Raw genomic sequence first — 22,505 nt, 5'->3', positions numbered from 1 at the left:
CCGGCGCCGTGTCCTTCTGGACGTCCGCGCTGAACTTGAGCACGTTGCCGCTGCCTCGCGACCTGGAGCCGGAGGGTGAAGACGACGGCCGTTCAGGCCGTCACAGCACGCACTGCTCCACTCCCTGTGGCGTTCCCGGCGACTTCGCTGACGGTTGAATACGCGGCCTCAAAGTGGGGTCGCTCTGTCCAAAAGAGAGGAAATGCCATGTCACGCTCCCCATGTACCAGGGCGAACGAAGCGCTTCAGGTGTTGATAGCGACGAATGAGCCCTGGGCCACCTACCACGTGCAGCCGCTGCTCGCCGAGGCCGAACGCCGCGGCTGGAAGCTGACTCAGGTGGTGCCTGACAAGTCGCGGATCAACCCCGGGGATCCGGTGCCGACCGCGACACCACAAACGGCTCCGGCCGCTGACCTGCTCGTGGTCGCCGGAGCCGGGGACTGGCCGGTGGAGGTCGCCGGTCGGTTTCCGAGGCTGCCCCTGACCGCCAGCGGGCTCGCCTATCTGGGGCCGCGGCAAGCCGTTGGCGCCCGGGTGTTGCGCCCGCGGCTGCAGACGATCACCGCCGCGTCACCGGCGGCGGCCGATGCGTTCGCCGACCATCTCGGTACGAGGCGGGGGACGGTGACCGTCGTCGGCTCCCCGCAGACCGATGATCTGCCGGAGCGGGTGCCCGAGCCGGGGCTGGTATTGGTCCTGACGAGCGTCACCCGCCCCGACGCGACCGGGGAAGCGGCGCACGGCACCGCTCTCCTGCTGGCGGCCGCGGAGCAACTGCGGACGAACGGTAAACGGATCATGGTCGGTCTGCACCCAAGGGAGAACCCCGCGTTGTGGGCCCGGTATGAGATCAGCCAGGTTCCGTCGCTGAGCGCCTCGGCACGGGCTGAGGCGACGATCGGGATTCCGGGAACGGCGTTCCCCCTGATCGCCGCCGTGGGCACACCTCTCGTGGGGTGCACAGATCCCGCGCTGGAGGTTCCCGACTATCTGCTCACGGTCTGTTCGTCCACCATCGATGACGCCGCGCTCGCGGTATCCGCGGTGGAGGACGCTCGGCCTCCGGCGCCTGAGACCCTGCGGGACGTCATCGGGCCGGTCGGCGGTTCGGCAGGCCGCCTGTTCGACGTCTGGTCGAAGGCGGCATGTGGAGATGTCACCTGACATCGCGCCATTCACCCAAACAGAGGCGGGAGGGGCTTCCCCTCCCGCCTTACCTTTGCGACCGACCTTCTCCAAAAGCTCCCCAGGCCCAAAATAGCTGTGCGTGATCAGCTACTCCACACAGGGCCCACCGCCGCCCGGCACCGGTGACCCGCCGCAGACTTGGGAGTGGAGAAAGGAGGCTCGATGGGTAACGGCTACGGCAAGTGCTCCAGCTGCATCAATGGTCGATGTGACCTATGCCGAGGTCAGTGCAGTTGCGCTGACGCCGGCCACCGGTAGCAGCTTGGCGGCGGCGCAGCCCCCTGACCGCCGATGCTTGGCAAACGGGGTGACGGCGCGCGATGCGGGGCTCGGCGCGGCCGTCCGGTGACCGGCGCCCACGCGGCACGCTCGGGGCGGCCTGTCGCGGGACCGCGCAGCCCCCAAGCGCTGCCGCCCCTTGAGTCGGCGCCGGGACGGCCACCGTCCGGCAAGCGCAAGTGGCGTTGGACACCGGTGAGCTGATCATCGGGCCGCCCAAGTCGCGGGCGACCTGCGGACGGTGACACTCCCCCAAGCGATCATTCCGGAGCTGCGGCGGCATCTCGGCAACTTCACCGGCTCGGAACCCGAAGCGCTGATCTTCACCGGCAAGCGCGGCGGGGTCCTGCGGCGGGCGAACTTCCGGCGGGCGTCCAAGTGGGGTGAGGCGGTGGCCAAGCTGGGCGTTCCTCACCTGCACTTTCACGACCTCCGACACACCGGAAACACCTTCGCGGCCGAGTCCGGTGCGACGCTGCGCGACCTCATGGAGCGGATGGGGCATGACAGCGTGCGGGCCGCGCTGATCTACCAGCACCGGACGGCGGGCGGTAACCGGGCGATCGCCCGAGCGATGGACGACAAGATCAACAAAGCCGACCCGGATGACGACGATGGGGCGGCCGGAGCGCTCGCGATCGTGGGCTAATGGCACGCTAATGGCACGAGACCCCGTTTCCGATCTTGGAAACGGGGTCTTCTGGCTGGTGGGCGCGGCAGGTTTCGAACCTGCGGCCACTCGCTTGTAAGCCAAGCTCATCGCGGCCTAACGCAACTCCCGCCCTGCACAGCGGTACCCCACAGCCCACCAACGTCCACCGACGTCCACTTGGACTGTCACTCAGTTAGACACTCACTCGCGCGACCTTGCAGACGGGACGCCAGGCCCTCATCACGTACGGATCGCCCGGAGCCGACCGTCCGCCAGCGTCATCGTCCTCCGAGGCACCACCACCGGCACCCAGCCTTTGAACGCCAAGGTCCGAGGAGGACTATCGCCACGTCCTCAAGGGCGCCGCTCCCCGCCGCCAGCGGCCCGCTCGGCTCGGCGAACATGCGGCCTTCGGGCCGGTCCCGCCGAGTCGAGCGGGCGCAATCTCACGGAAAGACGGACAGGGTCAACTGATCTCTCTGCGCTTGCTGCGCCGGGAAGGCTTAACCTGTTCCTGCTCTTTGGAACGGCCGAGGTCGACCACAACCGTCAGCAACTCCGTGAGCTCACTCAATACGCGCTGCGCATGCTCCTGCTCACGCTGAGGAAGCCGAAGCGCCCTGTGGTACAGGAAACCGACCCAGGTGGCGATAAGAACCACCGCCAACATCGCGCCGCCCGCCAGGATGGCCGCAGCCATGGGGAGTGTGGACATGCCGAACAGACCCTCCTTGGGTCTAGTCCGTGCTGCGCTACTCCACGGAACTGTTCGACGAGCCACGTACGCGCTGAGAGGTGTTCTGTTGTGTACTCCATGATGCCACAGCCTCGGGGGTCATCGCAGCCGCGATGTTCCAGGGAAGCTCATCTTGATCATCTGGAGTGAAGTTGGCATCACCAACATACACCACGCGCGCAGGGTAAACTAATCCCTTTTCTTTATAGCCACCCACTACGTGCTCGCCGGTCGCATACTCCATTGCGAGCGGATCTATTGCATAGGTGGCTCGACACTTTCGACAACTAGCTAGAGGACCAGAAGGGTATGCCGCACATATCTGCTCACTTGTGTAAGCTTTATAAGTATTGAGCGGATCGTTAAGTTTATACACATCATCCGGGAAGGTTCTAGATCCATTATCGGTTTCGACAGAATCGGCCGAGGTGCTCGACACTTCAAAGGTGAGGTCATCAATTTCTTCGCTCACCTGCTGCGGCGTATACCTCTCACCGGTATGCCATACCCAAAATTCATTCCGGATTGGATAGACTGCCGCAAGAAGTCTTCCGTCATTTGGACACCGAGCCTCCACTGCACTTCGAAGCCTCTTCCTGCTCCTTTGAAGGTATCTGCGCACTTCGTTTTTTCGTCGATCCGGAGTCAGCAATTTTCATCCCCCTCACTTGTGCTCATATCAGCATCCAAGGCGTGGCTTGCCAAGAGTGGATCATTCCGTAGTGAAGGGCTGCATTGTATTGAGGCTTGGCACCAGAAGGCACTACCCTACCAGGCGTAATTATGATGGCGGAGCGCGATCTATCTACAATACTCTTCCCTGAGGCATAACTCATGGCCGAGTATTCTATAATATAAGTTAGGCGACATCTTGGGCAACTGGAAAATTCACCCCTTAGGACACGGTCCACTTTCCTGATGTCGGCCAACGAGGACTCTAGGTAGCATGTTTTCATGAATGCCTGGCTCCCTAGATTAACGACGCCTTGAGAGTCGTAGGCACTCCTTGTTGGAGAACAAAATGATTCCCCTTCTACTATGCCCAACGTCATCTCCCACGCCTCTTGTTGAGAGAATCCATCTTCAGTGAGCGCCTCAAACTCGGCTGCAGCGTTTGCGTGCGATTCTCGCTGAGCTTCCTCTGGAGTTAGACGTTGGCCGCGGTACCACAGCCAGATGCCGTCCCTCATACGGTAGGCCGCTCCTAGAAGCCGAGAATCCTTCGCGCACCTGGCTTCAGCAAGAGCACGAAATGATCGACGATCCGCTGAAAGTAGACGCTGAACTTCTTCATGGCGGGCTACCCACTCATCTGCGTTGCCTTCCATCCTCATAGTCTCCCGCACCACGTCAGTCTTAGTAGACGGTTCGTGGAAACGCCATGGCCGAGGATGAGAGCGCCCCAGATGCCTCATCTGTCACTCTGACATCAGCGCTTCGGGATATGAGACCAGCTGGGTCCGCCCAAGACGGTGACTGCTTGCCGTGCGTAGCTCGCGGGTTGCTGGCCATGGCCGAACAGGGCTACGGCCACCACGGGACGTTCCGGCTGGCGCCGACACCACGCTGCTGCCGGTCACTACCCAGCGCACCGCTCTGGACCGCCGGCCGATGGGACGGCCACCAGTGCCGCGTTACCGAAAAGTCACCCCTCCTGGCCTGATGGACCGGACGCTGTCCCACCTGCGACAACAAGCCCACTTCGGCCACCGGCCCGCCCATGTAACCAGCCCTACTAGGTTGGCAGCCCAGGGGGTGAGGATGTGGCTAGCTGACGAGTGCGACAGCCGGGACAAATGGCATAGCCATCGTTCGAGGAAGTAACTACTCTTTGCATGGTGACCACCGTCAACCGTGAACTCCTCCTCGACTCAGCCCTGGACTTCGCTAACCGAGCACTCAAGGCGTACACCGAAAACGACACCAGAGTGATCCTTGTAAACGCTGCCATTAGCTTGGAGCATCTGAGTAAGACATATCTCTGCAACATGAACCCGGCGCTCTTGGTTGAACTGCGTAACGGGTCATTGGACTCTTTGTTGCATCTGACGGGACACGGAGACAAGGCAGCGAAAAAGTTTCCCCGGACAATTAGCGCCCGGGAAGCTATTGAGCGCCTAAAGAAGATTATTCCCAACTTTATGACTCCAGAACGAATCAACGATCTCATCAACATTCGGGACGGCGTCGTGCATACTGGCTTCCTTGACGAGAAAGCGACAAAAGAGATCCTAGTCGCCGCACTGCGTGTTAGCAACGAACTGTTCGAGGCGCTCTCTGTTCCGGAACACGTGCGCTGGGGACGTCATAGTGATTTGGTGGATTCGCTGATTTCTCAATCCCTCAATGAGATACAGCGCGATGTCAAGCATCGGATGGCTGCCGCCAAGCTCAGAATCGAAGAGATCCTAGCGCGGATCCCCGAGTACGAGCGCGGCTCCGTGATGCTCGCACGGCAAGCACAGGCCTTTAGGGTAATTATGGAATCGGAGAGGATGGCCGCAGTTACCTGTCCCGTATGTGGCGAAGAGAACGCCAGTTACATCGGACAGGTTAGTTACGAACCGGACGAAGACGTAGAATCTGATGGCGAGGACGGATACAACACAACTATCCTAGGAGTCACCGCCTACCTGAAGGTGAGTCGATTCGTGTGCGGATGTTGCGAACTCCGGTTGGAGAACCGCGACGAATTGGATGCTGCAGGACTCGAGAGCGAGCTCGTCTCGCACGCGGATGACATCAGAATCGCCGACGACCCCGAAACCGAATGGTGGAATCCCACTGACTAAAAGACCGCGCTGCCCAGAGCCTCGCAGGTCAGAAGACCCATCCACCGCTAGAATACTTGCCACACCGTCTCACCATTCGTACGGCTGAGCCCGCCGCTCTCATCCAGCGCCCCGTGAGCGTAGATGGTCATGGTCACTGTGCTCGACGATCTCCCCTGCAACATGCGACGGAAGCCCAGACACCAACGACAGCGAGACACGTCGCGCCTCCCCAGGCCTCGCCGCTTCCCGGATGCGTTCTCAAGATCGACGGAGGTTGTCCGGTTCAAGGAGTTCGAAGAGCTAGTGAAGATCGTCGCCGTGACTGGTATGAGCAGGGACGTGTAACCGAACCAGAGCCCTGGTCGTTAACCCTGTCCGTTAGGGATCTTGCGAACCAGGTACATCTCGACCGATAGGCCCTCTTCTGTCGGTGTCTACGGCGATACTTGGGTCATGAAGCCTGGCGACTTCTTCATCGAGCCGGAGATTCAGGCCGCCGCTCTTGGCCCCGACGACCCGTGGGCTACCCCCGTCGGCACAGGATTCGGCCAGGCGAGGAAGGTTCTCGTCCTCGACTCCGACGTGATCGAGCGCCTGCGCAGGTCGCCCCTGGAAGAGGTGCCGGACCGAGAGGCCGCGTATGGTCTGATTCGGCTCGCCTGGGACGAGCTGCGCGAGTACGGCACCAGTGCCACGGCCAATCAGCTAGACAACGAGCAGATCGCGCTGGTCCTAAGAACTTTGAAGGTGCTGCTGAATCGGCTCAGCTTCGAGTTTAGCCCGCCGTTCTACGACTTCGAGTCGTTCGGGGACTACTGGCGCAGCGAGGGGATGAGCTACAGTTGGGCGGCCCGGCGGGGCTATCTACGAGAATTGTTCAGACCGATTCTGGCGCAGATTGAGGACGCCGAGGACGCAACGTCGATCCGCGGCGTGGATGGTGAACTCAAGAACGTCATTTTCGCCTCTAGCGGCTACAAGCCGCGCATCGTGCTGCGGGACGCCATCAACAACGTCGTGGAGGTAACCAGGAACGCCCACACGTGCCTGTTCTACGACCGTCCGCTCGGTCCCTCAGGCCTCACGTGGCGTGACCTGATCGACTGGTGGCGGTCCGAGAGATCGCTGGTCGATGCCAACGACGAAGACGTAGGCCGCGACCTCTATAAGAGGCTGTGTGCTTCCCTGGGCAGCGAGCCCGAGGGGCTACTGCTCCAGACGTACTGCACATACTTCCCTGTCACCCCCGCTGGCGCGCTTTTCCCGGCCCTGCTACCGCAGGTGTACCTGCACTATGACCCGTCGACCCGGCTGGAACGCCAGCGCGCAGGCGAGGATGACGTTCTTGAGCGTGAGCGCATGGACTTCCTCATGCTGCTACCCAATGGTGTTCGCATCGTCCTGGAAGTGGATGGCCAGCAGCACTACGGAGTGCCCGACCCTGACGACCACGATGGGCACCGTTATATAGCAACCCCTCGCCTGTACTCGGACATGGTTGCCGAGGACCGGCGGCTGCGGCTCGCTGGATACGAGGTTTACCGGTTCGGCGGGCACGAGCTGACTGATGACAAAGCTGCCGCCAAATCGATGCTCCGGACGTTCTTCTTTAATTTGCTCGGCGAACATGGCGTAGTGGGGGCCGACAACACCCAGGGCCCCTTGCAGGCTTCGGGAAGCTAGCAGGAATCGCCCTCACCGTAACTTCCATCCCCGCGGTAACTGTCCGGATGCCGTCTCCTAGGCTGCGCGTAAGGCATTCAGCGAGTACGCTTGCTTTGGTTGATCTTTGTGAGTGGCCGAATACGGGCCTAGAAACCCGAAATCTGAAGGGTTCTCGCAGGGCAGAGAGAATTTCGCGGTGGAACTGCAAATTCGTTTACTAGTCAGGCAAACCCGTCGGCTTTACCGAGCCCAAGCCCTCGGAGACCGGTAGGAGTGGTGAGCGGGCGAGTGCTGTACGCCAGTAGAGGACCGCCTCAGAGGCTGGCGGTTCTGGCTTCGAATCCCGGACAGACACGGATTTACCTGCGCCCTGATGGCTCCGGCTGGGGCTGGTTCCTGTGAACCGACGCTCATCATTGACGGAAGTGGCCAAGGACAGAAACACCATCGTGTTGGCGGACGGGGACGGTTGGGTAGGTAGCCAGGGCGTCTTGGACTCGGATGGCGAAGGCTTCGTCGGCCAGCTCGGTTACCTCGTCGGCTGTGACCCAGCGGAAGGCGGAGGTTTCGTCGGACTCTCGTAGGGAGCCGGCGTCGGCCTTGCAGCGGAAGACCAGGGCGACGATGCCGCGGGGCATGTTCTTGTAGACGCCGGTCAGGGCGAGCGGGGTTACCTCTAGGCCGGTCTCCTCCTGGACCTCGCGGCGGAGGCCCGTGATGATGTCCTCGTCTTGCTCCAGGATGCCGCCCGGTGCTTCCCAGTGGCCGTTGTCTCGGCGCTGGATCAGGAGGGCGCGGCCCTGGTCGTCGACGACGACGCCCGCCACGCTGACGGAGTGGCGACTGTCGGACATCACGCAAGCTCCTTTGAGGAGGTCCGGCTAATAGACTCACGCTAGTACACGTACGTACGAGTTGAGGAGTTGGCTGCAGGTGGGCGAGCTGGGGTTGCCGGATCTGGATGCGACGAGCGATCGGCCGGTCTTCAAGCAAATCGCGGACCATCTGCGTGCGGCAATCGACAGCAAGGAGCTCGGGCCGGGCGAGAAGCTTCCGTCTGAGAGCCAGCTCATCGGGCACTACGACGTTGCCCGGATGACGGTGCGGCATGCACTGCAGATCCTGCAGAGCGAGGGCCTGACGGTCGCCGAGCACGGCAAGGGTGTGTTCGTTCGGTCGCGGCCGCCTGTGCGCCGGCTGGCTTCTGACCGCTTTGCTCGTCACCATCGCGAACAGGGCAAGGCCGCCTTCATCGCCGAGGCCGAGGAGGCCGGCGTCAAGCCGTCGGTCGACTCCATCGAGATCCAGGAGAGCAAGCCGGCGCCCGAGGTGGCCGCGAAGCTGAACCTCGCCGGCGACGAGCTGGTGATCGTACGGGCTCGGCGGTATCTGCTCAGCGGGCACCCGGTCGAGACGGCGACCTCCTACATCCCTGCCTCGATCGCCCGCGGCTCGCAGATCACGCAGCCCAACAGCGGACCTGGTGGCATCTATGCCCGGCTTGAGGAGCTCGGCCATCGTCTCGATCACTTCACCGAAGAGATCCGGGCTCGCATGCCGCTGCGGGACGAGGCCCGGGCTCTGAAGCTCGCCCCCGGTGTTCCGGTGTTCCACCTGGTGCGGACGGCATTTGACCAGGACGGACGCCCCGTCGAGGTCTGCGACACGGTCATGTCGAGTGACGCCTACGTCCTCTCGTACGAGCTTCCTGCCCGGTAGCGCTTGACTCGTCTAGACGAGTCGTGGCACGGTTCTCCCCGTACTCATCTAGACGTCTAGGTGTCCAGCCGGACGCTAGTGGACACGTGTGTCCCGGTTTGGTCGGTCCTGCGGCCGGGGCGGTATGGGAGGTCCAAGCCCAATGACCATCACGACTACGGATGTCGCGAAGTCGGCGTCGCCGGCGCGGTTGTATCGGGTCGGTGAGGCGATGGAGTTGCTGTCGCTGTCGCGGTCGGTGATCTATGAGCTGATCCGGTCGGGTCGGCTGCGGTCGGTTCGGGAGGGCCGTTCGCGGCGGATCCCGGGTTCGGCGATCGCCGAGTACATCGCGCTGCTGGAGAGCGAGGCCGGCTGATGGCTGGCGCTCACGGCGAGCCCGTCGCCGACCTGGCTGTGGTGCCCGCGGTCGCTGGTTCGGCGTCCGGGTCGGGTCTGCGGATCCGGCTGGTCGGGTTGCCGGAGGAGGTTCTGGCCGGTGCTGAGGCGCTGGCCAGGGTGTTCGACCTGGTGGAGGTGTCGCCGGCGTATCGGTGCCGGGGTGCCTCGCGGAACGTGCGCGCCTATCTGCAGGCGCGGCTGAAGAGCCCCGAAGCGTAGAGCGGCCCTCGTCATGGCGACGCAACCGCCTGACGAGGGCCTTGATCGGACCTTGGAGGTCCAACCCGATGAGCTCTCATTCTGACACCTCGGCGGCCCCGTTTCGGGTCGATGGGGAGTACGACCGGGAGTACGCCGGTGACGGCGTCTCCCGTTACGGCGCCTACGTCCGTGCCCGGCTGGACGGTTCGTTCGCCGAGTGCTGGGACGGGACGTGGGAGGAGCCGTCGAGCAGGCGCGTGGCGTTCGCGGCGGCGGCCTGGCGGACGGCGGTCGGGCCGGTGATGTCCCCCGGCTACGTCGGCTACCACTCGCGGGTGCTGAGCGCCCGGGTCGAGCGGAGCGGGTGGGACGGGTCGCTGATCGCGGTGGTGAACCTGGTGGCCCCCTGGCCGGCGGTGCTGGCCCGGTCACGGGAGTGGCAGGGCGGCCGCCGCTGGCGGGACTGGCCCACCGAGCTGCGCGGCGACGGCTACGACTTCGTCGACCCCACCGAGCAAGACGTGAGCGCGTACCCATTCCTGCAGGCCGGCCTCGCGCTGACCTTCCCGGTGCCGGTCGACCGGTTGCCGGCGGCGCCCGAGACGTCGGACGACGGTGTTGAGGAGCGGGCCCGGCGGGCGGTTGGGGGCCTGGTCGCCGAGCTGAATCACGCGGTCGGGCCGGTCCTGGACGTCCTGGAGGGAGGGCGGTCGCGATGACGACTCTGACGAGGCGGGCGGCCGGCGGCGAGTCGGTGAGCCCGGAGGAGCTGGCCCGGGAGCTTGGGCGCGAGCGGGAGCTGGCGGCCGCGCGGCGGGCGGACGAGCTGGAGCGTGCGCGTGCCGAAGCCGGGCACGGGCGGGCGCGGGCGGAGGTGGCGACGGAGTCGCGGCTGGCCGAGCTGGCGCGCGCCGAGCGTGAGGCCGACGTCCAGGCGGAGGCCGAGCTGGCGCGGATGTATCGGGAGTTCCGTGCGTCCGGTGAGCGGACGCGGGTCCGGTCGCTGATGGCGCGGTCGGGTGAGGCCCGGGCGCTGCGGTTGGAGCGGCTGCGCTCGCGGAACCTGGTGATCCTGGTTCCGCTGCTGGTCGGGTTCGGGTTGTGGAGCACGACCGGTGTGCAGCAGGGCGCGGCCCGGCTGATGTCGGTGACCTCGCACAGCCCGGTGTGGTGGGTGCTGTGGGGCCTGGAGGCTCTGCTGATCGGGGTGGTGTGCTGGATCATCGTGGTCCGCGCTCGCCTGGCCACCTCTGGCGGGAAGCTGTCGGCATCGGCCGAGAAGATCGCCGCGGGCTGCCTGACCACCTCGATCTTCCTCAACCTGGTGGCCGCGATTCCGGCCGGCGACGGCCCGCACGTGTCGGGATGGGCGGTGCCGGGCGCGATGTTCGCGCATGCGATCGGCCCGGTGGGCGCTGCGCTGGTGGCGCACCTGATCGGGATCATCGATGGGTCGATCAGCGACGCCGACCCCTGGCACGACAGCGACGGCCAGGAGGTCCCGCGGCTGGCCGCGATGGACCTGCGCCGGCCCGCGAACATCCCCGCCGAGGACGCGCCGGGCGACGACGCCGAGAACACCTCCGAGGACGCTTCGGAGTGCCTGGACGAGGTCCCGCCGATCGCTTGGCCGATCTCGCGCGGGAAGCGGGCCGCGCTGCCCGTCATCGCGCACCCGACGACCGGTGATTCCTCCGAGAGCGGTCGGCAGGACGCGCCGAAGGCCACCGCACGAACCGGTAGTGACCGGGACGGACAGCAGGCGCCGGAAACGCCTCGCAAGCGCCGTCCGAACAAGGGCGTGCCGGTTCCCGAGGCCGCCAAGCCCGCACCCAAGACCAGCCGGGACCGCACTGACGAGGAGCTGCAGGACCAGTTGGCCGAGCTGCTCGCCCGGGGCGAGATCGAGCCCGGCGTACGGGCCGTCAAGGACGCCCTCGGGATCGGCTACGACCGCGCCAAGCGCGTCATGGCCGCGCTGGCCGAGAACGCCAGCAAGGACGCAGGGGACGCCGCGTCCGACGCCACCCGCCCGCTGACCGTCCTGGCGGGAGGAGCGCGGTGATGCCGACCGAAAGCGCCACGCCGGTCCCGTCCCCGCTGCTGTCGGACTGCGCCAACTCTGACGCCTTGGTCTGGCTGCGGTCGCCCGGCTGAGCGAGAGCGCGTAACGCACGACCCGGCACGGGCAACCCGCCCGTGCCCAGCAAAAGGCCCCGCCGACATCCGTGGAAAGAGAACCGGCGAGGCCACCTCAAGAGAGGCAGGTCCCAGTATGTCCGATCAGCGCAGCAGCAGCGGCGGAACCGCCACTAGCGGCGGTGGATCCGCGTCCAGGGGCGAACCGCAGAGCGTGCGGGACGCCTACGACAACCAGCGGAGCGGCAAGTGAGCGGCGACAAGGAGTGCTGCCCGACCTGCGGTAGCGCCGAGAACGTCACCTACGACGGCCGCGAGGGCGGCACCGGTCAGAGCAAGGACCTCTGGCGGTGCTCCGATCACGGCGAGTTCACCACGCCCGCCCGCTGAGCAGGTAAGACGCGGGGTCGGCCCCTAGCCGGACCGGCCCCGCTCCCACGGAGATCCACCCATTTCCGAAGGAGCTTCCAATGGTGGCATTCACCGTCATCGACGCCGGAGCGCTGGCCGCCGTCCAGGCGGCCGGTACCCCGGCGATCCCCGCCGAGCAGTCCACGGCGCTGGTGCTGGCCGAGCCGGCGCAGGCCCCGCAGGCGCCGGCGCAGTTCCCGGGCGAGGCCGAGGGCGGCACGATCACGATCCTGGTGATCGGCGGGTTCCTCTGGTACATCCTCAAGCACAAGAAGGCCCGCCCCACGCACGTGGTGGCCTCGTTCGTCGCCGGCGTGCTGCTGGCGGGGAGCCTGTTCGGGCTGATGGCGCGCCAGGTCTCGGCGAGCCTGGGCACCGGCCTGCAGACGATGTTCAGCACCGTCACCACCACCGGCGGCGGCACGGGCACCGGCGGCCGATAGCCCCGGCGGCCCTCCATGCCGACGCTGCCGGGCCCTGGCCCGCACGTGACTGACGGTGAGCGGCGGCGGCGCGAGGCGCGATCCCGCGCCGCCGCCCCACCCAGGGAAGAGGCCCCGTCTCACGGCAGCGTCTCACCGGCCCGTCTCAGCAATGTCTCGGCCCCTCTTGACACGCCCCAAGGTGCGCGCGTATGCGCGCGCACGAGTCCCTTCTGAGACAGCCCCACTCAAGGACCTGATTGGACACCCGTGGAGGGAGCTCCGATGACTTTCGACCCGGACGCCGTCCCGGCTCGGCCTGCTACGGCGCGTGAGCTTCGCCAGGCGCGCCGGCGCGCCGACAACCGCCGGGAGCACTTCGCCGCCAAGCGCGCTGCAGCCACCACCGCACCGGCCCGCGCCGCAGTCGCGTGGGACCAGTGGCGCGCCGCTATCCGCGACGTCCCCGAGGCCGAGGCAGAGCGGCTCGCCGAGGAGATCGCCGCCGTCCTGGCCCGCCAGATCGACCACATGACGACCCTGCAAGGAGATCGGCCGTGATCGTGCAGCCGCCCAACGAGGACCCGGCCGACCGCTCTGAGCCCGTGGACCTGACCAAGCCTGCTCAGCTGTCTGAGGCACCGAGCCGTTATCGTGCCGGCGTCCTGGACGTGGTCCGCGATGCCGTCCAGCGCTGGCGCGAGCGTGACGAGCCCCCGCCCGTCTCTCCCTACGGCGACGACGTCACGCCTTCGGAGGCCGTGAAAGAAGCGCCGGCGCCCGAGGCGAGGGGATGGGCGGCCCGGCAGAGCGCCCGGATCGCCCTCGGTGCTCGCGTCGCGCGCGGGGATTGGTGGGCGTGGGTTACCGCGGCGGACTTGAGCGAGGAGGAGCTGGCGGAGCGGACCGCCGAGCGGCTCCACGCGGAGGCCGAGGCCCGCCAGGAGGAGGAGCGCCTGCAGGCCCGCGAGGCGGTTCGTGAGCGTCGCCGCGGCGACCGCACGCACCGTGCTCCGCGCGGCCGCGTCGAGGACGAGGACGCCGCGCCGACCGCGGTTCAGATCAACGCCACGCGGGCTCGGATCCGGTGGGCGCGCGGCGGCGGCTCGGCCGTGGTGGCGTTTGTCGGCTGGCAGGCCCTGATGCGGATGCCGCTCATGGTCGGCGCCCTGGCGCTGGCCGGTCTGGTGGGCGCGTGGTGGCTCGGTCGGCGCGCCGAGGCTGAGCGGCACCTCGAGGAGGGCCAGGCCGACGACGGCCCAGGCGAGGACATCACCGCGGCTGCCGGCCCGCCCGCTCCGAGCCAGCCGACCGCCTCCGACGACACGCCGCCCGGAGGCGTGCCGGTGCTGGCCGAGCCCGGCGGACAGGGCGAGGACGCGCCTCGGTACTGCCTGCCTGAGGACGGCATCCTGAAGTCCCAGCCGCCGGCGCCGGGTGGTGACCGCGAGGCCGAGCGGATCCGCCAGCAGCTCACCAAGGTCCTGGCCGATCACAAGGTGGACGCCAAGGTCACCGGGCACACCCGCGGGCCCACGGTCACCCAGTACGAGATCGCGCCCGCGCCGGGCGTGAAGGTCGAGAAGGTCACCGGCCTGCACAAGACCATGGCCCTAGCCACCCGGGCACCGTCTCTGCGGATCCTGGCGCCGGTCCCCGGCAAGTCCGTGATCGGCGTGGAGATCCCCAACGCCGCCAAGGATCTGGTGCGGCTTGGTGATGTGCTGCGCTCGGCGGCCGCGCTCGCCGAGCGGCACCCGCTGATCGTCGGGTTGGGCAAGGACGTGGAAGGCCGCACGGTGCTGGCCAACCTGGCCAAGATGCCCCACATCCTGATCGGCGGCGCGACCGGCGCGGGCAAGTCGACCTGCATCAACGGCCTCATCGTCTCGATCCTGATGCGGGCCACTCCGTCCGAGGTCCGGATGATCCTCATCGACCCCAAGCGCGTGGAGCTGACCGCCTACGCCGGCGTGCCGCACCTGCTCACCCCGATCATCACCAACCCTCGCAAGGCCGCCGAGGCCCTGGCCTGGGTCACCGGCGAGATGGACCGCCGTTACGACGAGCTGCAGGCCGCGAGCGTCCGCAACATCGACGAGTACAACGCCGCGGCCGCCGCCGGAAAGATCAAGGACCGGGAAGGCAGGCGCGCTGAGGCGCTGCCCTACCTGCTGGTGATCGTGGACGAGCTGGCCGACCTGATGATGGTCGCTCCCAAGGACGTCGAAGACTGCATCGTGCGCATCACCCAGCTCGCCCGCGCCGCCGGAATCCACCTGGTCCTTGCTACCCAGCGGCCCAGCGTCGACGTCGTCACCGGACTGATCAAAGCCAACGTGCCGTCCCGGCTGGCGTTCGCCACCTCATCCCTGGCCGACTCCCGCGTCATCATCGACCAACCCGGCGCCGAGAAGCTCCTCGGCCAGGGAGACGCGCTGTTCCTGCCGACGGGCGCCAGCCTCCCAGTGCGGCTGCAGAACGCCTACGTCTTCGACAAGGAGATCAACCGCGTCGTTGCGACATGCAAGCGCCAGGTTGGCGCCCTGGCCGCCGAGCCTCTCCCCGCCGAGGCTGCCGCGACCGACGAGACTCCGTACGAGACGGCCTTTGCCGCCGTCCCAGAACCGCCCGAAGCGCCGGACGAGGCCGGCTTGGACGCCGCCCCCATGGCGGCCGCTGAGCCCGATCCAGAGCCCGCGCCGACGATGCCCGAGCAGCTCGTCAACATCCTGGCGGCCGCCGGCGGTGGCCCGCTCGGGTGGGAGGAGCTCGGCGAGGCCGCCGGGATCAGCAGGCCCACCGTGTACCGGCACATGGGCGCCCTGGTGAAGTCCGGCACCACTCGCCCGTCCGCCGCCGGCGGCTGGGAACTCGTCCCCGAGGCCGCCGACGACGACCCCGCGGCAGTGGCTGACGGCGACGACAACGACGAGCACGAGGGCCAGGACCTCGCCGGTGCGGGCACCGACGGCGAGGCCGAGCTGCTCGCGCAGGCGATCGAGCTGGTGGTGTCCACCCAGTTCGGATCGACCTCCATGCTCCAGCGCAAGCTCCGCGTCGGCTTCGCCAAGGCCGGCCGGCTGATGGAGCAGATGGAACGCCTGGCCGTCGTGGGCCCGGCCGAGGGCTCCAAGGCCCGCGACGTGCTGATCGGCCCGGACGGCCTGGCTGCCGCGCTGGCCAAGGCCCGCGGCCACTGACCAGACCAGAGATCAACCCAACCCGGGCGGGGGCTCTAGCCGGCCCCCGTCCATTCCGAAGGAGAGGCACATGTCCGAGAACACTTCGCTGCTGGAGAGTCTGGAGATCGACGCCCAAGGCGTCACGGAGCTGGCAGCACGACTGCTGCAGGAGGGTGCGGAGAACGCCGGTCACACCCTGGCGGCCCTGCACCTGCCCGACCTGAGCGAGCGCCTGGACGCGCTGTACGAGGACACGCTGGACATGCGGCGGCCGCACCTGGCGGTCCTGGTCGCCACCATCGACCACGCCCACAGCCAGCTGACCGACGTGCTCGACTCCACGGCCCTGGACTACTGGGTCCCCCAGGAAATGCTCGACAAGGCCCACGAGGGCATGCGGATCACCGCCGAGGCGCTGGCCGAAGTCGTCGGCGCGCTCCAGGTCCGCGACCGCCGCCGCGACTGACCCGCCGCCCCGCCCGGGAGGCGCCCGAGAAGCAACACCGGGCCCGGGCCGCCATGCACGCGGCCCGGGCCCCTTCTCGGCCCGCCAAGTCACACCCGACCCGCTTCTCTCACCGCTCGCATCGGCCACGTCTTCGCCGCGGAGGAAAACCAATGAGATCTGCCCGCGCCTGCCCGCGCACGCGACGCCACGCGCCAAGGACGGCCACCCGATGACCAAGCCTCCGCTGCGCGTCGTCGACGGCGGCCAGGACGACCAGGAACCCACCCGCTCACTCCCCCACGACCTCGCGGCCGAATGCCAGGTCCTCGGGGCGATGATGCTCTCGGCCCGGGCCGTGGTCGACGCCCGCGAGGTCCTGGACGGCAGCGAGTTCTACCGGCCCGCCCATCAAGAGATCTGGCAGGCCGTCTGCGACCTGGCCGACCGCGGCGACCCCTGCGAACCGACCGCCGTCGCAGCAGAACTCGGCCCGCGCCGACTCACCAAGGTCGGCGGCGGCCCCTACCTGCACACCCTCATCCAGGACACGGTGTCCTCCGCCCAGGCCGGCTACTACGCCCACCGGGTCGCCGATCTCGCCTACGCCCGCACCGTCGCGATGACCGGGATCCACCTCACCCAGCTCGGCCACCAGGCCGCAGGCGGCGACGCCCTCGACCTGCGCGCCTCGGTCACCTCGGCCGTCCAGGAAATCACCGCCCCGGACACCCGAGGCTGGCCGACACCCACACCGCTTGAGGCCGCCCGCGAGCTACCGGCCTTCCCGTTGCCGATGCTGCCGGACTGGCTCGCCGAATACGCCGCCCGCCTGGCCGAACAAACCCAGACCCCACCCGACCTCGCCGGGTGCCTGGCCCTGGCCGTCCTCGCCGTCACCGCCGGCGGAAAGGTCTGGGTCCAGGCGCGCGGCTGGCGAGAGCCGACCAACCTGTTCACCGTCATCGCGCTCGGCCCCGGCAACCGCAAGTCAGAAGTCTTCGCGGCCATCACCGCACCGATCCGCGCCGCCGAGGCAAGGCTCCGCGACCAGGCCCAGCCCTACATCACCGACATCGCCATCCAGCGGCGCGTCGCCGAGGCCGACATGGAGAAGGCAGAGAAGGCCGCGATCAACGCCGTTGACGCCGTCGTCCGCGAGCAGCACCTGGCCGACGCGCGCATCGCCGCCGAACGCCTCCAAGAGCTGCAGATACCGGCCGAACCGCGGCTGTTCTCCGACGACGCCACCCCCGAAGTCCTGACCTCCCAGCTCGCGCAGCAGGGCGGGCGGATGGCCGTGCTTTCCCCAGAGGGAGAGATCTTCTCGATCGCCGCCGGCCGCTACAGCGGCGCACCCAACTTCGCCGTCCTCAAGCACGGCCACGCCGGCGAAGGAATGCGCATCGACCGCGTCGGGCGGCCCTCAGAAATCATCGAGTCCGCACACGTCACCCTCGGCATCTGCACCCAACCCGACGTCCTGGCCGGCCTCGCCGACACCCCGCAATTCCGCGGCCAGGGCCTCCTCGGACGCCTGCTTTACTCCGTCCCGGCCTCACTGCTCGGCTACCGCGACGCCAGCCCCGAACTGATCCCCGCAAACATCGCCCAGACCTACACCGACACCCTCACCGGCCTCATCACCCGACTGCACGACATCCCCGAACCGATCACCCTCACCTTCACCGAAGCTGGCCTCAGCGTCGTCCAAGACCTGCTGCGCGAAACCGAGCCACGCTTTCGCCCCGGCAACGACCTGGCCCACATGCCCGACTGGGGCGGCAAGTTCCCCGGCGCCGTCGTCCGCATCGCTGGCCTGCTCCACCTCGCCCACCACCATCGCGGCACCTGGAACCGCCCGATCACCGCCGAGACCTTCGCCTGCGCCCGCCAGATCGGCGACTACTTCCTCACCCACGCCCAAGCTGCCTACGACCTCATCGGCGCCGACCCCGACCTGGCCGACGCCCGCGCCCTACGCGACTGGATCACCCGCACCAACACCCAACGATTCAGCGCCAGTGACGCCGTCCGAGCTCTCCGCCCCCGCTTCCGCAAGGTCGCCGACACCGAGCCGGGCCTACGCGTCCTGGAGGCTCACGGCTGGATCAGACGGCTCCCCACCGCGCCACGCGCCAACGGCCCCGGCCGTACGCCAGCCGCCGTCTACGAGGCCCACCCACACGTCCCCGAGGACGACTCAAGGGACTCATAGCCACACCTCAGGGCGGCTACGCACGGTGACCGTCGCCGGGCACCGAATCCCGGACGGGCTCCTCCAACGCTGCAAGGAATGCAGAGAAATCAATTGTTCTGCATTTCTGCCACGTCTCCACCCGTCCAGAGCCGCTCCCGTACCCAGCCACCGCCACTCAGCGTGACGAGGACTCGAAGGAGATCACCATGCCCAGAACCACTGCCACCACCCCGGACGAGCCCGACGACGCGAACGCTCCCAAGAAGAAGCGCCGACCTCAGGGAGATGGCGGGCTGTACTGGGACAAGCGCCGGCAGCGCTGGATCGCCTCGGTGACCGTCGGCTACACCCCGCAGGGCAAGCGCATCGTCCGCAGGGGCAGCGGCAAGACCAAGACCGCGGCGAAGCAGGCCCTCCGCAAGGTGCTGCGCGACCACGAGGACGGCTTGCCATCAGAGCCGGCGAACTACACCGTCGCCGAAGCCGTGGAGTACTGGCTGCAGCACGGCCTCAGCGGCCGATCAGAGCGCACCGTGGAGATGAACCGCACGTTCGCCGAGACGCACGTCATCCCGGCCCTGGGCGCCCGCAAGCTCCGAGAGCTGTCGGCCGAGGACGTGGACACCTGGCTCACCACGAAATCCAAGGACCTCAGCACGCGCTCACTCAAGCTGATCCACTCCATCTTGAGCCGTTCGGTGCGCAAGGCCATGGCCCAAGACAAGGTGCGGCGCAACGTCGTCGACCTATGCGACGTCCCGGAAGGACGTGAAGGCCGCCCGTCCAAAGCACTGAACCTGACACAAGCCAAGGCAGTGCTCGAAGCGGCCCGGAAAGCAGAACCCCGAATTGCGGCCTACATCGCCCTTTCCCTGACCACCGGAGCCCGCACGGAGGAAATGCGCGCGCTCACATGGGACCACGTCGTCGCCTACGTGGAGAGCGCCTCACGATGGGTCCCCGTCCGGGAGGCGGGATGGGAGCACGACGCCTACGCGATGTACGTCTGGCGGTCTGTCCGCAAGAAGGGCGACACCAAGACCAGGAGGTCCCGCCGCACCCTCAAGCTCCCCTACATCTGCGTCGAGGCGCTCAAGCGGCTCCAGGAGCACCAGGACGATGCCGATGGCGACGCACCGGCCGCGCACGAGCTGGTCTTCTGCACCCAGAGCGGCCGCCCGCTGTCGGCTGGCAACGTGCGGCGGGACTTCCGCAAGGTGCTCGACAAGGCCGGCCTCGTCGGGGCCGAGTGGGCGCCGCGGGAGATGCGGCACAGCTTCGTGTCGGTGCTGTCTGATCACGGCATCCCCATCGAGGACATTTCGCGGCTGGTCGGCCATCGGAGCACGACGGTCACCGAGACCGTCTACCGGCTGCAGATCCGGCCGGTGATGGAGCAGGGCGCCACCGCCATGGACGGCATCTTCAGCGACGCCGGCGACGCAACAGCTCAAGAGCCGTAGTCACTCAATTAGTCACTCAGAGCACCGAAGGCCATGATCCGCGGGAGCGGATCATGGCCTTGACGTGGGTGGGCGCGGCAGGTTTCGAACCTGCGGCCACTCGCTTGTAAGGCGAGTGCTCTACCCCTGAGCTACGCGCCCGCGTTGCCGGGAAAGCGTACCTGGTTCGTGGGGGCGATCGCGAAGCGGCGGGGGTCCGAGGTCGCGGGTCCAGAGGGAGGCGGCCAGGACGGGCAGGACGGGCCCGAAGATCTCCTCGCGGGCGATGGTCATGGTGTCGGTGACGCCGGCGAAGACGGTGGGCGGGTAGAAGAAGCCCGGGTGGTCGGCGCGGCCGCCGCCGGTGACCAGTTCGGCGCCCTTCGCGGGGCCCGTGCGGACGTGGGAGTCGACGCGGTCGAGGTGGTCGAGGGTGACCAGGGGGCCGATCTGCGTCCGGGGGTCGAGGCCGGGGCCGAGGCGGAGGGACGAGGCGGCGGCGGCGAGTTTCTCGGTGAACTCGTCGGCGCGGCGGCGGTCCACGTAGAGGCGGGTGTAGGCGGCGCAGACCTGGCCGCTGTTGAGGAGGGCGCCGTGCAGGTTGCCTTCGACGGCCCGGTCGATGTCGGCGTCGCGGGCGATGATGCTGGGGGCCTTGCCGCCGAGTTCGAGGGTGACGCGTTTGAGGTTGCCGGAGGACGCCTGGACGATCTCGTGTCCGACACTGCTGGAGCCGGTGAAGGAGACCTTGTCGACGCGGGGGTGGGCGGCCAGGGCGCGGCCCGCGGCGGGGCCGCCGGTGAGGAGGTTGACCACGCCCGGCGGGAAGCCCGCCCGCGCGCAGAGCTCGACGAGGCGGACGGTGGTGAGGGGCGTCTGCTCGGCCGGTTTGACGATTCGCGGGTCTCCAGCTCGGCCAGTTCGGCGCCGTGCTCCTCGATCAGGTCGGCGACGCGCCAGAGGAGGCGGCCGCGGGCGCTGGGCGCCATGGTCGTCCAGCCGCGGTCGCGGAAGGCGGAACGGGCGGCTTCCCCCGCCCTGTCGACGTCCTGGGGGCCGACCTCCGCGCAGGTGGCGAGGAGGTCGCCGGTGGCGGGGTCGTGGGTGGTGAATTCGGCGCCGTCCGCTGCGGCGGACCATTCCCCGTTGATGTGAAGGCCGGTCTGCATGCGGCTCAGCCTGGCGGGGTGGTGCCCGTTCGGTCTTGTGCGTGGCGGTCCGCGGCTTGTCTGAGGCCGTATCAGGTGATCGTGACCCGGTATTCGCGGGGGGTCGTGCCGTAGGCGGCCTTGAACAGGCGGCTGAAGTGCGCGGCGTCGACGAAGCCCCAGCGCGCGGCGATGGCGCTGACGGGACGGTGCAGCTGGAGGGGGTCGCGGAGGTCGCGGCGGCAGTGCTCCAGGCGGCGTTCCCTGATCCACGCCGAGACCGTGGTGCCCTCCTCGCGGAACAGGTTGTAGAGGTGGCGGGACGAGACGTGGTGCGCGGCGGCGATGGTGTCCGGGGAAAGGTCCGGGTCGTCCAGGTGGCGTTCGATGTGGGCGCGGACGCGCAGCATCAGGGCGCGGCGGCGCGCGTCCGGTGCGGGGGCGTCCAGGCGTTCCGCGAGGAGGGTGACCAGGAGGTCGACGATGTTGTCGCCGAGCCGCACGCTTCCGTGGCCGTCGATCTCGTCGAGCCGTCCGGCGAGCTGGACGAGGAACGCCGACAGCAGGGCGCCGACGCCGCGGCGGCCGGAGACGCGGGTGGCGGTGAGCCCGGCGACCGCCTCCTGCGGCAGGCGCAGCAGGCGGCGCGGGAGCATGAGGACGAGCTGCCGGTAGGGGGCGTCGAACGCCAGCGTGTAGGGGCGGGTGGTGTCGTAGATCGCGAAGTCGCCGGGGACGAGCGGGGCCTCGCGGCCGTCCTGGGCGAGCAGGCAGTACCCGCCGAGCTGGACGCCGATCTTGTAGTGGCCCGGGTCGGAGCGGGCGATCAGGGGGCCGGTGCGCCGCACGACGTGCGGGCTCGCGGCGATCTCGGTGACGGTGAGCGCGCCGAGTTCGGTGCCGCGCATGCGGCCGTCGAAGCGGTCGGGACGGGACGTCTCGGTGCGCAGCGGCACGAACGTGTCCGTCACGGCGGAACGCCAGTACTCGAACCGGTCGGCGGCCGGGAGGTCCGATGTTGCGATGAGCGTGGACATGCTTCCCCAGGTCGGGCTTCTGCCGTCCCCATGGTGCCCCGTCCGGGCCGGGCCGTGCCAGGCCCGGACGGGGGCCGCTCACCTCATGGCCTCGCGGACGAGGTGGGTGTCGGTGAACTGCTCGAAGCCGGTGATCTCCCCGTCCCGCACCCGCCACACATGGACGAACCGGACGCGCATTCCCTTGCCGGTCGCGCGGTGGGTGCCCGAGTAGTGACCGATCGCGACGACGGTCCCGTCACCGCCGTCGATCAGTTCGTCGGGGTCGGCGCGGAAGCCCTTCCAGTCCGCGCCGAGCCGGCCGAACACCCCGGCCTTGACGGCGTCCGTCCCGACGTAGGTGCCCGCGTAGGGGAATCCGGCCATCTCGGTCCACGCGACGTTGTCGGCGAACTTCTCGACCATGCCGGCCAGGTCGCCGCGTTCCGAGGCCGCGTAGTGGGCCTTGACGATGTCGTACGCCTCGCTCATGTGCTGC

22 protein-coding genes, 1 tRNA gene and 1 pseudogene are annotated in these 22,505 nt (G+C 67.8%); 16 read left to right on the top strand and 8 right to left on the bottom strand.

The window, feature by feature from the left end; all coding sequences use genetic code 11:
- The first annotated feature begins 207 nt into the window (after positions 1 to 207).
- Positions 208 to 1,167, top strand: a complete 960-nt coding sequence (locus AB0C84_RS15855) for a hypothetical protein (protein WP_361066161.1) — start codon at positions 208 to 210, stop codon at positions 1,165 to 1,167.
- Positions 1,168 to 1,711: 544 nt separating this feature from the next.
- Complete coding sequence (locus AB0C84_RS15850) at positions 1,712 to 2,119, top strand: tyrosine-type recombinase/integrase (RefSeq protein ID WP_361066158.1); 408 nt, start codon at positions 1,712 to 1,714, stop codon at positions 2,117 to 2,119.
- A 469-nt stretch (positions 2,120 to 2,588) separates the two neighbouring features.
- Here AB0C84_RS15850 and AB0C84_RS15845 read toward each other — a convergent pair whose 3' ends face one another.
- Both AB0C84_RS15845 and AB0C84_RS15840 read right to left on the bottom strand, forming a co-directional pair.
- Entirely contained in the window at positions 2,589 to 2,837 is a 249-nt protein-coding gene (locus tag AB0C84_RS15845) for a hypothetical protein (RefSeq protein WP_361066155.1), read from the bottom strand.
- 37 nt (positions 2,838 to 2,874) lie between these two features.
- Complete coding sequence (locus AB0C84_RS15840) at positions 2,875 to 3,330, bottom strand: hypothetical protein (protein ID WP_361066152.1); 456 nt, start codon at positions 3,328 to 3,330, stop codon at positions 2,875 to 2,877.
- Between the two features lie 1,366 nt (positions 3,331 to 4,696).
- On the opposite strand from AB0C84_RS15840, the gene AB0C84_RS15835 reads away from it, so the two are divergent.
- On the top strand, positions 4,697 to 5,650 hold the full coding sequence (locus tag AB0C84_RS15835) for a hypothetical protein (RefSeq protein WP_361066149.1): 954 nt from the start codon (positions 4,697 to 4,699) through the stop codon (positions 5,648 to 5,650).
- Positions 5,651 to 6,085: 435 nt separating this feature from the next.
- Positions 6,086 to 7,315, top strand: a complete 1,230-nt coding sequence (locus AB0C84_RS15830; protein WP_361066146.1) for a hypothetical protein — start codon at positions 6,086 to 6,088, stop codon at positions 7,313 to 7,315.
- Positions 7,316 to 7,710: 395 nt separating this feature from the next.
- On the opposite strand, the gene AB0C84_RS15825 is transcribed toward AB0C84_RS15830, so the two are convergent.
- On the bottom strand, positions 7,711 to 8,151 hold the full coding sequence (locus tag AB0C84_RS15825) for an NUDIX hydrolase (protein ID WP_361066275.1): 441 nt from the start codon (positions 8,149 to 8,151) through the stop codon (positions 7,711 to 7,713).
- A gap of 79 nt (positions 8,152 to 8,230) precedes the next feature.
- Here AB0C84_RS15825 and AB0C84_RS15820 point away from each other — a divergent pair, with 79 nt between their 5' ends.
- The 12 genes from AB0C84_RS15820 to AB0C84_RS15765 all read left to right on the top strand — a co-directional run bounded on the left by AB0C84_RS15820 (position 8,231) and on the right by AB0C84_RS15765 (position 19,863).
- Positions 8,231 to 9,016 (top strand): GntR family transcriptional regulator, encoded by a 786-nt coding sequence (locus tag AB0C84_RS15820; protein WP_361066143.1) that lies wholly within the window; start codon positions 8,231 to 8,233, stop codon positions 9,014 to 9,016.
- A gap of 142 nt (positions 9,017 to 9,158) precedes the next feature.
- Positions 9,159 to 9,374, top strand: coding sequence for a helix-turn-helix domain-containing protein (locus tag AB0C84_RS15815; RefSeq protein WP_361066140.1), 216 nt, complete (start codon positions 9,159 to 9,161; stop codon positions 9,372 to 9,374).
- On the top strand, positions 9,374 to 9,616 hold the full coding sequence (locus AB0C84_RS15810; protein WP_361066137.1) for a hypothetical protein: 243 nt from the start codon (positions 9,374 to 9,376) through the stop codon (positions 9,614 to 9,616). Before AB0C84_RS15815 ends, AB0C84_RS15810 begins: the two co-directional genes overlap by 1 nt.
- Before the next feature lie 68 nt (positions 9,617 to 9,684).
- On the top strand, positions 9,685 to 10,317 hold the full coding sequence (locus AB0C84_RS15805) for a hypothetical protein (RefSeq protein ID WP_361066134.1): 633 nt from the start codon (positions 9,685 to 9,687) through the stop codon (positions 10,315 to 10,317).
- Positions 10,314 to 11,663: a hypothetical protein gene (locus AB0C84_RS15800; RefSeq protein WP_361066131.1), complete on the top strand. Its 1,350-nt coding sequence runs from the start codon at positions 10,314 to 10,316 to the stop codon at positions 11,661 to 11,663. Before AB0C84_RS15805 ends, AB0C84_RS15800 begins: the two co-directional genes overlap by 4 nt.
- Positions 11,664 to 11,986: 323 nt before the next feature.
- Positions 11,987 to 12,127 (top strand): hypothetical protein, encoded by a 141-nt coding sequence (locus AB0C84_RS15795; RefSeq protein ID WP_361066128.1) that lies wholly within the window; start codon positions 11,987 to 11,989, stop codon positions 12,125 to 12,127.
- Between the two features lie 80 nt (positions 12,128 to 12,207).
- The gene (locus AB0C84_RS15790) at positions 12,208 to 12,591 is read left to right on the top strand and encodes a hypothetical protein (protein WP_361066125.1); all 384 of its coding nucleotides are present in this window, start codon (positions 12,208 to 12,210) and stop codon (positions 12,589 to 12,591) included.
- 264 nt (positions 12,592 to 12,855) lie between these two features.
- Positions 12,856 to 13,131: a hypothetical protein gene (locus tag AB0C84_RS15785; protein WP_361066122.1), complete on the top strand. Its 276-nt coding sequence runs from the start codon at positions 12,856 to 12,858 to the stop codon at positions 13,129 to 13,131.
- Positions 13,128 to 15,773: a DNA translocase FtsK gene (locus AB0C84_RS15780; protein WP_361066119.1), complete on the top strand. Its 2,646-nt coding sequence runs from the start codon at positions 13,128 to 13,130 to the stop codon at positions 15,771 to 15,773. Before AB0C84_RS15785 ends, AB0C84_RS15780 begins: the two co-directional genes overlap by 4 nt.
- Positions 15,774 to 15,843: 70 nt before the next feature.
- The gene (locus AB0C84_RS15775) at positions 15,844 to 16,221 is read left to right on the top strand and encodes a hypothetical protein (RefSeq protein ID WP_361066116.1); all 378 of its coding nucleotides are present in this window, start codon (positions 15,844 to 15,846) and stop codon (positions 16,219 to 16,221) included.
- Positions 16,222 to 16,432: 211 nt separating this feature from the next.
- Positions 16,433 to 18,418, top strand: coding sequence for a DUF3987 domain-containing protein (locus AB0C84_RS15770; protein WP_361066113.1), 1,986 nt, complete (start codon positions 16,433 to 16,435; stop codon positions 18,416 to 18,418).
- A 188-nt stretch (positions 18,419 to 18,606) separates the two neighbouring features.
- Positions 18,607 to 19,863 carry a site-specific integrase gene (locus AB0C84_RS15765; protein WP_361066110.1) on the top strand — a complete coding sequence of 419 codons (1,257 nt, stop codon included), beginning with the start codon at positions 18,607 to 18,609 and terminating at the stop codon, positions 19,861 to 19,863.
- A 69-nt stretch (positions 19,864 to 19,932) separates the two neighbouring features.
- Here AB0C84_RS15765 and AB0C84_RS15760 read toward each other — a convergent pair.
- From AB0C84_RS15760 to AB0C84_RS15740, 5 genes and pseudogenes are all read right to left on the bottom strand, one after another.
- Positions 19,933 to 20,004, bottom strand: a tRNA-Val gene (locus AB0C84_RS15760).
- Positions 19,984 to 20,739 carry an aldehyde dehydrogenase family protein gene (locus tag AB0C84_RS15755; protein ID WP_361066272.1) on the bottom strand — a complete coding sequence of 252 codons (756 nt, stop codon included), beginning with the start codon at positions 20,737 to 20,739 and terminating at the stop codon, positions 19,984 to 19,986. The genes AB0C84_RS15760 and AB0C84_RS15755 overlap by 21 nt, the downstream gene beginning before the upstream one ends.
- A gap of 18 nt (positions 20,740 to 20,757) precedes the next feature.
- Positions 20,758 to 21,011 (bottom strand): annotated as a pseudogene (locus AB0C84_RS15750) (aldehyde dehydrogenase family protein); the annotation flags it as partial.
- Positions 21,012 to 21,082: 71 nt separating this feature from the next.
- Positions 21,083 to 22,027, bottom strand: coding sequence for a helix-turn-helix domain-containing protein (locus AB0C84_RS15745; protein WP_361066106.1), 945 nt, complete (start codon positions 22,025 to 22,027; stop codon positions 21,083 to 21,085).
- 78 nt (positions 22,028 to 22,105) lie between these two features.
- Positions 22,106 to 22,498, bottom strand: coding sequence for a nuclear transport factor 2 family protein (locus tag AB0C84_RS15740; protein WP_361066103.1), 393 nt, complete (start codon positions 22,496 to 22,498; stop codon positions 22,106 to 22,108).
- Positions 22,499 to 22,505 lie beyond the last annotated feature (7 nt).

Source organism: Actinomadura sp. NPDC048955, assembly GCF_040649435.1.
Lineage (GTDB): Bacteria > Actinomycetota > Actinomycetes > Streptosporangiales > Streptosporangiaceae > Spirillospora > Spirillospora luteofluorescens.
This window is presented reverse-complemented; position numbering and strand designations above follow the sequence as displayed.

What these genes read in the sequence shown, in the direction of transcription:
- AB0C84_RS15805 (WP_361066134.1), top strand. Translation starts at nt 9,685, where the DNA reads ATGAGCTCTCATTCTGACACCTCGGCGGCCCCGTTTCGGGTCGATGGG.
- AB0C84_RS15800 (WP_361066131.1), top strand. Translation starts at nt 10,314, where the DNA reads ATGACGACTCTGACGAGGCGGGCGGCCGGCGGCGAGTCGGTGAGCCCG.
- AB0C84_RS15765 (WP_361066110.1), top strand. Translation starts at nt 18,607, where the DNA reads ATGCCCAGAACCACTGCCACCACCCCGGACGAGCCCGACGACGCGAAC.
- AB0C84_RS15845 (WP_361066155.1), bottom strand. Translation starts at nt 2,837, where the DNA reads ATGTCCACACTCCCCATGGCTGCGGCCATCCTGGCGGGCGGCGCGATG.
- AB0C84_RS15825 (WP_361066275.1), bottom strand. Translation starts at nt 8,151, where the DNA reads ATGTCCGACAGTCGCCACTCCGTCAGCGTGGCGGGCGTCGTCGTCGAC.
- AB0C84_RS15815 (WP_361066140.1), top strand. Translation starts at nt 9,159, where the DNA reads ATGACCATCACGACTACGGATGTCGCGAAGTCGGCGTCGCCGGCGCGG.
- AB0C84_RS15770 (WP_361066113.1), top strand. Translation starts at nt 16,433, where the DNA reads ATGACCAAGCCTCCGCTGCGCGTCGTCGACGGCGGCCAGGACGACCAG.
- AB0C84_RS15775 (WP_361066116.1), top strand. Translation starts at nt 15,844, where the DNA reads ATGTCCGAGAACACTTCGCTGCTGGAGAGTCTGGAGATCGACGCCCAA.
- AB0C84_RS15830 (WP_361066146.1), top strand. Translation starts at nt 6,086, where the DNA reads ATGAAGCCTGGCGACTTCTTCATCGAGCCGGAGATTCAGGCCGCCGCT.
- AB0C84_RS15740 (WP_361066103.1), bottom strand. Translation starts at nt 22,498, where the DNA reads ATGAGCGAGGCGTACGACATCGTCAAGGCCCACTACGCGGCCTCGGAA.
- AB0C84_RS15745 (WP_361066106.1), bottom strand. Translation starts at nt 22,027, where the DNA reads ATGTCCACGCTCATCGCAACATCGGACCTCCCGGCCGCCGACCGGTTC.
- AB0C84_RS15810 (WP_361066137.1), top strand. Translation starts at nt 9,374, where the DNA reads ATGGCTGGCGCTCACGGCGAGCCCGTCGCCGACCTGGCTGTGGTGCCC.
- AB0C84_RS15790 (WP_361066125.1), top strand. Translation starts at nt 12,208, where the DNA reads ATGGTGGCATTCACCGTCATCGACGCCGGAGCGCTGGCCGCCGTCCAG.
- AB0C84_RS15785 (WP_361066122.1), top strand. Translation starts at nt 12,856, where the DNA reads ATGACTTTCGACCCGGACGCCGTCCCGGCTCGGCCTGCTACGGCGCGT.
- AB0C84_RS15855 (WP_361066161.1), top strand. Translation starts at nt 208, where the DNA reads ATGTCACGCTCCCCATGTACCAGGGCGAACGAAGCGCTTCAGGTGTTG.